The organism is Mesorhizobium sp. M0029 (genome assembly GCF_040323735.1).
Taxonomy (GTDB): domain Bacteria; phylum Pseudomonadota; class Alphaproteobacteria; order Rhizobiales; family Rhizobiaceae; genus Mesorhizobium.
Genome location: NZ_JAMYVF010000007.1, coordinates 84,589 through 96,563, shown reverse-complemented (window position 1 = coordinate 96,563; position 11,975 = coordinate 84,589). Strand labels below are relative to the sequence as shown.

Annotated in this window: 11 protein-coding genes; all 11 read left to right on the top strand. The window is 62.9% G+C overall.

Features of this window, described 5'->3' with window-relative positions:
- The 11 genes from nuoF to nuoN all read left to right on the top strand — a co-directional run bounded on the left by nuoF (nucleotide 1) and on the right by nuoN (nucleotide 11,975).
- Complete coding sequence (nuoF, locus tag NKJ76_RS14200; RefSeq protein ID WP_352537696.1) at nucleotides 1-1,305, top strand: NADH-quinone oxidoreductase subunit NuoF; 1,305 nt, start codon at nucleotides 1-3, stop codon at nucleotides 1,303-1,305.
- 74 nt (nucleotides 1,306-1,379) lie between these two features.
- On the top strand, nucleotides 1,380-2,066 hold the full coding sequence (locus NKJ76_RS14195) for a helix-hairpin-helix domain-containing protein (RefSeq protein ID WP_023741636.1): 687 nt from the start codon (nucleotides 1,380-1,382) through the stop codon (nucleotides 2,064-2,066).
- Between the two features lie 11 nt (nucleotides 2,067-2,077).
- A complete protein-coding gene (locus tag NKJ76_RS14190) occupies nucleotides 2,078-2,359 on the top strand; it encodes a pentapeptide repeat-containing protein (protein WP_023741635.1) in 282 nt (93 codons plus the stop codon).
- Complete coding sequence (gene nuoG, locus NKJ76_RS14185; protein ID WP_352537695.1) at nucleotides 2,359-4,440, top strand: NADH-quinone oxidoreductase subunit NuoG; 2,082 nt, start codon at nucleotides 2,359-2,361, stop codon at nucleotides 4,438-4,440. The genes NKJ76_RS14190 and nuoG overlap by 1 nt, the downstream gene beginning before the upstream one ends.
- Nucleotides 4,441-4,442: 2 nt before the next feature.
- Nucleotides 4,443-5,486 (top strand): NADH-quinone oxidoreductase subunit NuoH, encoded by a 1,044-nt coding sequence (gene nuoH / locus NKJ76_RS14180; RefSeq protein ID WP_023685202.1) that lies wholly within the window; start codon nucleotides 4,443-4,445, stop codon nucleotides 5,484-5,486.
- The gene (gene nuoI / locus NKJ76_RS14175) at nucleotides 5,486-5,977 is read left to right on the top strand and encodes an NADH-quinone oxidoreductase subunit NuoI (RefSeq protein ID WP_352537694.1); all 492 of its coding nucleotides are present in this window, start codon (nucleotides 5,486-5,488) and stop codon (nucleotides 5,975-5,977) included. The genes nuoH and nuoI overlap by 1 nt, the downstream gene beginning before the upstream one ends.
- Nucleotides 5,978-6,100: 123 nt before the next feature.
- Nucleotides 6,101-6,721 (top strand): NADH-quinone oxidoreductase subunit J, encoded by a 621-nt coding sequence (locus NKJ76_RS14170; protein WP_023690957.1) that lies wholly within the window; start codon nucleotides 6,101-6,103, stop codon nucleotides 6,719-6,721.
- 1 nt (nucleotide 6,722) lies between these two features.
- Nucleotides 6,723-7,031 carry an NADH-quinone oxidoreductase subunit NuoK gene (gene nuoK / locus NKJ76_RS14165; protein ID WP_023670810.1) on the top strand — a complete coding sequence of 103 codons (309 nt, stop codon included), beginning with the start codon at nucleotides 6,723-6,725 and terminating at the stop codon, nucleotides 7,029-7,031.
- A gap of 10 nt (nucleotides 7,032-7,041) precedes the next feature.
- A complete protein-coding gene (gene nuoL, locus NKJ76_RS14160) occupies nucleotides 7,042-9,015 on the top strand; it encodes an NADH-quinone oxidoreductase subunit L (RefSeq protein WP_352537693.1) in 1,974 nt (657 codons plus the stop codon).
- Complete coding sequence (locus NKJ76_RS14155) at nucleotides 9,015-10,520, top strand: NADH-quinone oxidoreductase subunit M (RefSeq protein WP_023670808.1); 1,506 nt, start codon at nucleotides 9,015-9,017, stop codon at nucleotides 10,518-10,520. The genes nuoL and NKJ76_RS14155 overlap by 1 nt, the downstream gene beginning before the upstream one ends.
- An 18-nt stretch (nucleotides 10,521-10,538) precedes the next feature.
- The gene (gene nuoN, locus NKJ76_RS14150; protein WP_023706136.1) at nucleotides 10,539-11,975 is read left to right on the top strand and encodes an NADH-quinone oxidoreductase subunit NuoN; all 1,437 of its coding nucleotides are present in this window, start codon (nucleotides 10,539-10,541) and stop codon (nucleotides 11,973-11,975) included.

Below are 11,975 nucleotides of genomic sequence, written 5' to 3'. Positions count from 1 at the left end.
ATGCTGGCTGACAAAGACCGCATCTTCAACAACATCTACGGCCTCTTCGACAAGTCGCTGGCCGGCGCGATGGCGCGCGGCGCCTGGGACAACACGCCCGGCATCATCGCCAAGGGGCGCGAGTGGATCGTCAACGAGATGAAGGCGTCCGGCCTGCGTGGCCGCGGCGGCGCCGGCTTCCCGACCGGGCTGAAATGGTCGTTCATGCCCAAGCAGAGCGACGGAAGGCCGAGCTATCTCGTTGTCAACGCCGACGAATCCGAGCCCGGCACGTGCAAGGATCGCGACATCCTGCGCAACGATCCGCACACGCTGGTCGAGGGCTCGTTCATCGCCGGCTTCGCCATGGGCGCGGTCGCCGCCTACATCTATGTGCGCGGCGAGTTCATCCGCGAGCGCGAGGCGCTGCAGCGCGCCATCGACGAGGCCTACGAGGCCAGGCTGATCGGCAAGAACAACACGTCCGGCTACGATTTCGACATCTACATGCATCACGGCGCCGGCGCCTATATATGTGGCGAGGAAACAGCACTTCTGGAAAGCCTCGAAGGCAAGAAGGGCCAGCCCCGGCTGAAGCCGCCATTCCCGGCCAATGTCGGCTTGTACGGTTGTCCGACAACCGTGAACAATGTCGAGTCAATCGCGGTGGCGCCGACCATTTTGCGCCGTGGCGCCGCCTGGTTCTCGTCCTTCGGCCGTCCCAACAATGTCGGCACCAAGCTGTTTTGTATCTCGGGCCACGTCAACAATCCGTGCACCGTCGAAGAGGCGATGTCGATCCCGTTCCGCGAGCTGATCGAGACGCATTGCGGCGGCATTCGCGGCGGCTGGGACAATCTCCTGGCGGTCATTCCGGGCGGCGCTTCGGTGCCGCTGGTGCCGGCCGAGCAGATCATCAATGCGCCCATGGATTTCGATGCTTTGCGCGACCTGAAATCCGGCCTCGGCACGGCGGCTGTCATCGTCATGGACAAGTCGACCGATATCGTGAAGGCGATCGCCAGGCTGTCCTATTTTTACAAGCATGAGAGCTGCGGCCAGTGCACGCCATGCCGCGAAGGCACCGGCTGGATGTGGCGGGTGATGGAGCGGCTGGTGCGCGGCGAGGCGCAGAAGCGCGAGATCGACATGCTGCTCGACGTCACCAAGCAGGTGGAGGGCCATACGATCTGTGCGCTGGGCGACGCCGCGGCATGGCCGATCCAGGGCCTGATGCGGCATTTCCGCGGCGAGGTGGAGCGGCGCATCGACGAGCTTTCCCGCAACGCGCACCGGGCCGAACCGGTGATGGTGGCGGCGGAGTAGATTTAAAATACGGGCGCAAGCCCGGGACCGAAATATAGGGGCGGGGAAGACGAAGAAACGACCAGGAGATGTCTATGGCGCCGTATTCGAACCCTTTGATGCCCAATTTGGACCAGCTTGAGAAGATGAACCAGGATTTGACAAGGATGATGCCGAAGGAGATGGCCAGCGCCGTCAACCTTCTCGCGCATCCTGTCGCGGGTGCCGCCGCGATGTCGGCGCTGGGCTTCGGCCTCGCCAACCATGCCTTTGGCGTGTGGCTAGGCGCCTTGTCGGGTGCTGCCGAGGCATCGCAGCGGATTTTCCAGCCGATCATCGACGATTTCGAACAGCGCAGCCAAGGGTTCGCCGAGACCGCCCCCGCCACCAAGGCGCGCGCGGCGACCAGAACCCTGATCGCCGAGGCGCAGACTTTTGCCCAGGATGTGACCGACATTGCCGCCCGCACCGTCGAGGCCGAGCCGGCCGATGCCGTCGCGGAAGACGCTAAGACCGGGTTGATGCCGGAGGATTTCAGGCAGCCCAAGGCCGTGGCTCGTCCGGCCAAGCCGTCGGATCTCAAGGCGATCACCGGCGTTGGGCCGAAGCTGGAAAAGGTGCTGAACGGCCTCGGCATCTGGACCTTTGCCCAGATCGCCGCCTGGGCGCCAGAAGAGATCGCCTGGGTCGAGGACTACCTGTCGCTCACCGGCCGTATCGGCCGCGACGAGTGGACCCGCCAGGCCGCGGCGCTGACGCTGGCCGCCAAGGCGAAGAAGTAGGGGTGGCAGGCATGGAGATCCACGACAGGAGCGATGTTCTCGATGTGCGCAATGCCATGGTCAGCAACTCCAGATTTGACGATGTGAACTTGTCGAACACGCAGTTTCACAACGTCGACCTGTCGGCGGCCGTTGTGGAGGACGCGAACCTCGCGGACGCGTTTTTCAGCAATGTGAATATGAGCAATTTGAAGATAGAAAACGCTGAAGTCGCCGGCATGATGATCAATGGCATCAGGCTGAGCGATCTGTTTCAGGCATATGAGACGGCGCAGACCGCCGGGGGCAATTGATGGCAAAGCTCAAGGTCGACGGGAAAGAGATCACTGTACCCGACCACTACACGCTGCTGCAGGCGGCCGAGGACGCCGGCGCGGAAGTGCCGCGCTTCTGCTTCCATGAGCGGCTGTCGATCGCCGGCAATTGCCGCATGTGCCTGATCGAGGTGAAGGGCGGGCCGCCCAAGCCGCAGGCCTCCTGCGCCATGAATGTGCGCGACCTGCGTCCGGGTCCGAATGGTGAGGCGCCTGAAATCTTCACCAACACGCCGATGGTCAAGAAGGCCCGCGAAGGGGTGATGGAATTCCTCTTGATCAACCATCCGCTGGATTGCCCGATCTGCGACCAGGGCGGCGAATGCGACCTGCAGGACCAGGCGATGGCCTTCGGCGTCGATTCCTCGCGCTATCACGAGAACAAGCGCGCGGTCGAAGACAAGTATATCGGCCCATTGGTCAAGACGGTTATGAACCGCTGCATCCACTGCACGCGCTGCGTCCGCTTCACCACGGAAGTTGCAGGCATTTCCGAGCTTGGCCTGATCGGCCGCGGCGAGGATGCCGAGATTACCACCTATCTCGAAAGCGCCATGACCTCGGAGCTGCAGGGCAATGTCATCGACCTTTGCCCGGTCGGCGCGCTGACGTCGAAGCCTTTCGCCTTCCAGGCACGGCCGTGGGAGCTGACCAAGACCGAATCCATCGACGTCATGGACGCCGTCGGCTCGGCAATCCGCGTCGACAGCCGCGGCCGGGAGGTGATGCGCATCCTGCCGCGCGTCAATGAAGCGGTGAACGAGGAGTGGATTTCCGACAAGACCCGCTTCATCTGGGACGGATTGCGAACGCAGCGCCTCGACCGCCCCTATGTCCGCAAGGACGGAAAGCTGGCGCCGGCCAGCTGGGCCGAAGCGTTCGTTGCGATCAGGGATGCGGTGTCGAATGCTGCGCCCGAGAAAATCGGCGCGATTTCGGGCGATCTTGCCGCCGTCGAGGAAATCTACGCACTGAAGCAGCTTATGGCTGCGTTGGGCTCAAGGAACACCGATTGCCGCCAGGACGGCGCCGCACTCGATCCGGCGCTCGGCCGCGCCAGCTACATCTTCAACCCGACCATCGAGGGCATCGAGCAGGCCGACGCGGTGCTGATCATCGGCGCCAATCCGCGCTTCGAGGCCTCGGTGCTCAATGCCCGCATCCGCAAGCGCTGGCGGATCGGCAATCTGCCGGTCGGCGTCATCGGCGAGGTCGGCGACACGCGTTACGACTACGAACAGCTCGGCGCCGGTCCGGAGTCCTTGAAAGATCTGGCCGACGGCAATGGCAAGTTCTTCCAGGTGCTGAAGAAGGCGACGCATCCTCTGATCATCGTCGGCCAGGGCGCGCTGTCGCGTGCCGACGGCGCGGCGGTGCTCGGCCAGGCGGCGAAACTCGCCACGGCCGTCAACGCTGCGCGCGCCGACTGGAACGGCTTTGCCGTGCTGCACACTGCGGCCGCGCGCGTCGGCGGTCTCGATGTCGGCTTCGTGCCTGGCAAGGGCGGCAAGAACGTTGCCGGCATGCTGGGGGAGAGCGAGGTTCTGTTCCTGCTCGGCGCCGACGAGGTCGACATGTCCAAGACCGGCGGCGCCTTCGTCGTCTATGTCGGCACGCATGGCGACGCCGGTGCGCACCGCGCCAATGTCATCCTGCCGGGAGCCGCCTACACCGAAAAGTCCGGCACCTATGTCAACACCGAGGGACGCGTGCAGCAGACCAACCGCGCCGGCTTCGCGCCGGGCGATGCGCGCGAAGACTGGGCGATCCTGAGGGCGCTGTCGGATGTGCTCGGCAAGAAACTGCCATTCGATTCGCTGCAGCAGCTGCGCGCCAAACTTTATGGCGAATACCCGCATCTCGCCCGCATCGATCATGTCGAAGCCGGCAATGCCGATGACGTCGCTAAGGTGGCGAAGCTCGGCGGGCGGCTGAACAAGGGCACTTTCACCTCGCCGGTCACGGATTTCTATCTGACCAACCCGATCGCGCGGGCCTCCGCTGTCATGGCGGAATGCTCGGCGCTGGCGAAAAACGGCTTCAGGCACGCGGCAGAGTAGACATGGACACCTTCTTCTCCTTCTACGTGCTACCGACGCTGATCATCCTTTTGAAGTCGGTCGTGCTGATCGTCGTTTTGCTGATCGGGGTCGCCTATCTGCTTTACGCCGACCGCAAGATCTGGGCGGCGGTGCAATTGCGCCGCGGCCCGAACGTCGTCGGCCCGTGGGGCACGCTCCAGGCCTTCGCCGATTTGCTGAAATTCGTCTTCAAGGAACCGGTGATCCCGTCCGGCGCCAACAAGGGCGTGTTCCTGCTGGCGCCGCTGGTCTCGGCGGTGCTCGCCATCTCGGCCTGGGCGGTCATTCCCGTCAATGCCGGCTGGGGGATCGCCAACGTCAATGTCGGCATCCTCTACGTCTTCGCCATCTCCTCGCTCGAGGTCTACGGCGTGATCATGGGCGGCTGGGCGTCCAACTCGAAATACCCGTTCCTCGGCGCGCTGCGCTCGGCGGCGCAGATGGTGTCCTACGAAGTCTCGATCGGCTTCGTCATCGTCACCGTGCTGCTCTGCGTCGGCTCGCTCAACCTGTCGGACATCGTGCTGTCGCAGCAGGATGGGCTGGGCACCAAGCTTGGCCTGCCCAACAGCTTCCTCGACTGGCACTGGCTGGCGCTGTTCCCGATGTTCGTCATTTTCTTCATCTCGGCGCTGGCCGAGACCAACCGCCCGCCCTTCGACCTGGTGGAAGCCGAGTCGGAACTCGTCGCCGGCCATATGGTCGAATACTCCTCGACGCCGTTCCTGTTGTTCTTCCTCGGCGAATACGTCGCCGTGGTGATGATGTGCGCGCTGGCCACCATCCTGTTCCTCGGCGGCTGGCTGCCGCCCTTCGACTTCGCCCCCTTCACCTGGGTGCCCGGCGTGATCTGGTTCGTGCTCAAGATCTGCCTGATGTTCTTCATGTTCTCGATGGTGAAGGCCTTCGTGCCGCGCTACCGCTACGACCAGCTGATGCGGCTGGGCTGGAAAGTGTTCCTGCCGATCTCCCTGTTCATGGTCGTTGCCACCGCGGCCTTCCTCAAAATCACGGGGTTTGCGTGATGTCCGCTTTTGGCCAGGCCGCAAAATCGCTGCTGCTGCAGGATTTCGTCAGCGCCTTCTTCCTGTCGATGCGCCAGTTCTTCGCGCCGAAGGAAACGATCAACTATCCGCACGAGAAAGGGCCGACCAGCCCGCGCTTCCGTGGCGAGCACGCGCTGCGCCGCTATCCCAATGGCGAGGAACGCTGCATCGCCTGCAAGCTGTGCGAGGCGATCTGCCCGGCGCAGGCAATCACCATCGAGGCCGGCCCGCGCCGCAATGACGGCACGCGGCGCACCGTGCGCTACGACATCGACATGGTGAAGTGCATCTATTGCGGCTTCTGCCAGGAAGCCTGCCCGGTCGACGCCATCGTCGAGGGGCCGAATTTCGAGTTCGCGACGGAGACGCGCGAAGAGCTTTACTACGACAAGGACAGGCTGCTGGCGAATGGCGACCGCTGGGAACACGAACTGGCGCGCAACATCTCGCTGGACTCGCCCTACCGCTGACATTTGACGCATGGACGGGGCGAGGGGCCTCGTCTAAGGACAACGCAACTTGCCGGCCGGAGGCGGTCGCAGAAATCAAACAGGACGGATGTCCTGTTTGGACAGGAACCCGGGGGATCCCCAATGCTGAGTGGACTAGAGGCGGCCTTTTTCTACCTCTTCGCCTTTGTCGCGGTGGCGTCGGCCTTCATGGTCATTTCGTCGCGCAACCCCGTGCATTCCGTGCTGTTCCTGATCCTGACCTTCTTCAACGCCGCCGGCCTGTTCATGCTGACCGGCGCCGAGTTCCTGGCGATGATCCTGCTCGTCGTCTATGTCGGCGCGGTCATGGTGCTGTTCCTGTTCGTCGTCATGATGCTCGATGTCGACTTCGCCGAGATGAAGGAAGGCGCCCTGCAATATGCGCCGATCGGCGCGCTGGTCGGGCTGATCCTGGCGGCCGAGCTGATCGTGGTGCTCGGCGGCTACACCTTCGCGCCGCAACTGGCCTCGACGGTCTCCAAACCCATCCCGGATCTTGCCGCGCGGACAAACACCGCAGCACTCGGCGACATCCTCTATACCGACTACCTCTACTACTTCCAGATTTCGGGCCTCATCCTGCTGGTCGCCATGATCGGCGCCATCGTCCTGACGCTGCGCCACAAGGAAGGGGTCAAGCGGCAGTCGATCGCCGCCCAGGTCGGCCGCACGCCGGCGACAGGCATGGAAATCCGCAAGGTCAAGTCGGGCGAGGGGCTCTGAGATGGTCGTCGGCATCGCACATTACCTGACCGTATCGGCGATCTTGTTCACGCTGGGCGTGTTCGGCATCTTCCTGAACCGCAGGAACATCATCGTCATCCTGATGTCGATCGAGCTGATCCTTTTGGCGGTCAACATCAATTTCGTTGCCTTCTCGGCGGCATTGGGCGATCTCGTCGGCCAGGTGTTTGCCCTGTTCGTGCTGACGGTCGCCGCCGCCGAAGCGGCCATCGGTCTTGCCATTCTCGTCGTCTTCTTCCGCAACCGCGGCTCGATCGCGGTCGAAGACGTGAACCAGATGAAGGGTTGACGGGGCTAACATGTATCAAGCGATCGTCTTCCTTCCGCTGCTCGGCTTCCTGATCGTCGGTCTGTTCGGCAATTCGCTGGGCGCCAAGGCATCGGAATACATCACCTCGGGCTTCCTGGTGATCTCGGCCGTGCTGTCCTGGGTCGCCTTCTTCTCCGTCGGCTTCGGCGAGGGCGAGGTGTTCACCGTGCCGGTGCTGCGCTGGATCCAGTCGGGCGGGCTCGACGCGTCCTGGGCGCTCAGGATCGACACGCTGGCGGTGGTCATGCTGGTGGTGGTCAACACGGTGTCGGCGCTGGTCCACATCTATTCGATCGGCTACATGCACCACGATCCGAACCGACCGCGCTTCTTCGCCTATCTGTCGCTGTTCACCTTCGCCATGCTGATGCTGGTGACGGCCGACAATCTGGTGCAGATGTTCTTCGGCTGGGAAGGCGTGGGTCTCGCCTCTTATTTGCTGATCGGCTTCTGGTACAAGAAGCCGTCGGCCAATGCCGCGGCCATCAAGGCCTTCGTCGTCAACCGCGTCGGCGATTTCGGTTTTGCGCTCGGCATTTTCGGCGTCTTCGTTTTGTTCGGCTCGGTCAATCTCGGCACCATCTTCGCCAATGCCGCGACGTTCATTCCGGCCGAAGGCGCGCCGCAAGGGGCGGCAGTACTGACCTTCCTCGGCTATGCGCTGGACAAGCAGGCGGCCATGACCATCGTCTGCCTGCTGCTGTTCATGGGCGCTATGGGCAAGTCGGCGCAGGTGCCGCTGCACACCTGGCTGCCGGACGCCATGGAAGGACCGACCCCGGTTTCCGCGCTGATCCATGCCGCCACCATGGTCACGGCCGGCGTGTTCATGCTGGCGCGGCTGTCGCCGCTGTTCGAACTGTCGCATTCGGCACTCACGGTGGTGACCTTCATCGGCGCCTTCACCGCCTTCTTCGCGGCGACCGTCGGCCTGGTTCAGAACGACATCAAGCGCGTCATCGCCTATTCAACCTGTTCGCAGCTCGGCTACATGTTCGTGGCGCTCGGCGTCGGCGCCTATGGCGCGGCGATTTTCCATCTGTTCACGCACGCCTTCTTCAAGGCGCTGCTGTTCCTGGGCTCGGGCTCGGTCATCCATGCCGTCTCCGACGAGCAGGACATGCGCAAGATGGGTGGCCTGCGGAAGCTCATTCCGAAGACCTACTGGATGATGGTGATCGGCACGCTGGCGCTGACCGGCGTCGGCATTCCGGTGACCGTCATCGGCACCGCCGGCTTCTTCTCCAAGGATGCCATCATCGAGGCTGCCTTTGCCGGCCACAATTCGGTCGCCGGCCTCGCTTTTGTCCTGCTGGTCATCGCCGCCTGCTTCACCTCCTTCTACTCCTGGCGGCTGATCTTCATGACCTTCCACGGCGAGCCGCGGGCGAGCCACGACGTCATGCACCATGTCCATGAATCGCCGCCGGTGATGCTGGTGCCGCTGTTCATCCTGGCCGCGGGCGCGCTGTTTGCCGGCGTTATCTTCCATGGCGCCTTCATCGGCGAAGGCTATACCGAATTCTGGAAGGCCTCGCTGTTCACGCTGCCGGACAACCACATCCTGCACGATATCCACGAATTGCCGCTGTGGGTCGAGCTGGCACCGTTCGTCGCCATGATCATCGGCTTTGCCGTCGCCTGGAAGTTCTACATCCGCTCGCCGGAACTGCCCCGGAGCGTCGCCGCCAACCATCGGCTGCTCTATGCCTTCCTGCTCAACAAATGGTACTTCGACGAGCTCTACGACGTCCTGTTCGTGCGGCCGGCAAAGGCGCTGGGCAGGTTCTTGTGGAAGACCGGCGACGGCACCATCATCGACGGGCTCGGCCCTGACGGCATTTCGGCGCGCGTCGTCGATGTCACCGACCGCGTCGTCAAGCTACAGACCGGCTATCTCTATCACTATGCCTTCGCCATGCTGATCGGCGTGGCCGCACTCGTCACCTGGATGATGCTCTGATGACCGCCTGGCCAATCCTCTCGCTGGTCACCTTCCTGCCGCTTGTAGGTGTGCTGCTGATCCTGTTCATCAGGGATGACAGCCCGAATGCGCGTCGCAACATCCGCGCCATCGCGTTCACGACGACGGCAGCCACCTTCATCATCTCGCTGTTCATCTGGACCGGCTTCGACAATTCGCAGGCCGGCTTCCAGTTCGTCGAGAAATTTGCCTGGCTGGATTCCGGCATCTCCTACCATATGGGGGTCGACGGCATTTCGATGCTGTTCGTCATCCTGACGACGTTCCTGATGCCGCTCTGCATCCTGGCGTCGTGGGAAGCGATCGACAAGCGCGTCAAGGCCTACATGATTGCCTTCCTGCTCTTGGAAACGCTGATGATCGGCGTGTTCTGCGCGCTCGACATCGTGCTGTTCTACGTCTTCTTCGAGGCCGGCCTGATCCCGATGTTCATCATCATCGGCGTCTGGGGCGGCAAGCGCCGCGTCTATGCCTCGTTCAAGTTCTTCCTCTACACGCTGGCCGGCTCGGTGCTGATGCTGCTCGCCATCATGGCGATGTTCTTCCAGGCGGGCACCACCGACATCCCGACGCTGTTGACGCACAACTTCCCGGCCCACATGCAGACATGGCTATTTCTAGCCTTCTTCGCCTCCTTCGCGGTGAAGATGCCGATGTGGCCGGTGCACACCTGGCTGCCCGATGCGCACGTCGAAGCGCCGACGGCGGGCTCGGTGATCCTGGCGGGCATACTGTTGAAAATGGGCGGGTACGGCTTCCTGCGCTTCTCCCTGCCGATGTTCCCGCTGGCGTCGGAAATGTTCGCACCGCTGGTGTTCACGCTGTCGGTCGTCGCCATCATCTACACCTCGCTGGTGGCGCTGATGCAGGAGGACATGAAGAAGCTCATCGCCTATTCCTCCGTCGCCCATATGGGCTTCGTCACCATGGGCATCTTCGCCATGAACCAGGAAGGCGTGCAGGGCGCGATCTTCCAGATGCTGAGTCACGGCCTCGTCTCGGGCGCGCTGTTCCTGTGCGTCGGCGTCATTTACGACCGCATGCACACACGCGAGATCGACGCCTATGGCGGCTTGGTCAACAACATGCCGAAATACGCCACGGTGTTCCTGATCTTCACCATGGCCAATGTCGGCTTGCCGGGCACGTCAGGCTTCGTTGGCGAGTTCCTGACCATGCTCGGCGTGTTCCGGGTCAACACCTGGGTGGCGTTCTTCGCCGCCACCGGCGTCATCCTGTCGGCGGCCTACGCGCTCTGGCTCTACCGCCGGGTGATCTTCGGCGCGCTGACCAAGGAAAGCCTGAAGGGCCTGCTCGATCTGTCGACGCGCGAGAAGGCGATCATCTACCCGCTGGTCGTGCTGGTCATCTTCTTCGGCGTCTATCCCGCTCCCGTCTTCGATGCCACGGCCCAGTCGGTCAAGGCGCTCGTCACCAATGTCACCGCATCCATCGGCGCCGCGCAGACCGCGGCGGCGAACTGACCAGAGGTTTTGCGAACCATGACGCCGGACCTTTACTCCAGCCTTTCGCTCTCGACGCCGGAGCTGATCCTCGCCATCGGCGCGCTGGCGCTGTTGATGGTGGGCGCCTATTCGCGCGCCAACACTGCCATTCTGGTGACTGTCCTTGCCGTCGCCGTGCTGGTGATCGCAGGCCTATGGCTGATCTTTCCCACGGGACAGGGCGCAGCCTACGGCAACGCCTTCATCCAGGATCCGTTCTCCCGCTTCATGAAGGTGCTGTCGCTGATCGGTTCGGCGGTGACGCTGGTGATGTCGATGCGCTTCGCCAGGCAGGAGCATTTCGACAAGTTCGAATACCCGGTGCTGATCCTGCTCTGCACGCTCGGTATGATGCTGATGATCTCGGCCAACGGCATGATCGGGCTCTATCTCGGCCTCGAGCTGCAGTCGCTGGCGATTTACGTGCTGGCCGCGATCAATCGCGACAATCTGCGTTCGACCGAGGCCGGTTTGAAGTATTTTGTGCTGGGCGCGCTGTCGTCGGGCATGCTGCTTTACGGCATCAGCCTCATTTACGGCTACACCGGCAATGTCGGCTTCCAGGAAATCGCCTCGGCGCTTGGCAGCGGTGAGCGCCAGCTCGGCCTCGTCGTCGGCCTGGTTTTCGTTTTGGCCGGCCTTGCCTTCAAGATTTCCGCGGTGCCGTTCCACATGTGGACGCCCGATGTCTACGAGGGCGCGCCGACGCCGGTCACCGCCTTCCTGGCGGCTGCCCCCAAAATGGCGGCAATGGCGCTGATCGTGCGCGTCACCATGGGCGCCTTCAAGCCGATCGCTTCCGACTGGCAGCAGATCATCGTCTTCATCTCGATCGCCTCGATGGCGCTCGGCTCCTTCGCCGCGATCGGCCAAACCAACATCAAGCGGCTGATGGCGTACTCCTCGATCGGCCATATGGGCTACGCGCTGGTCGGCCTAGCCGCCAACAGCCAGGCCGGCGTGCGCGGCGTCGCCATCTACATGCTGATCTATCTCGTCATGACGCTCGGCACCTTCGCCTTCATCCTCGCCATGCGGCGCAAGGAAGGCAATGTCGAGCAGATCAGCGATCTCGCCGGTCTGTCGTCGACCAACCCGATCATGGCGACGATCCTGACCATCCTGATGTTCTCGCTGGCCGGCATCCCGCCGCTCGCCGGTTTCTGGGGGAAATGGTACGTGTTCCTCGCCGCCATCAACGCCAATCTCTATGCGCTGGCGATCATCGGCGTGCTGGCCTCTGTGGTGGGCGCTTTCTACTATCTGCGGATCATCAAGATCATGTGGTTCGACGAACCGGCCGGCGGCTTCGTGCCGATGGCGGTTGAGCTGCGCCTCGTGCTTGGTGTCTCCGGCGCTTTCGTGCTGTTCTATGTGCTGATCGGCGGGCCGATCGCGACCTACGCCGAAGCCGCCGCCAAGACATTTTTCTGA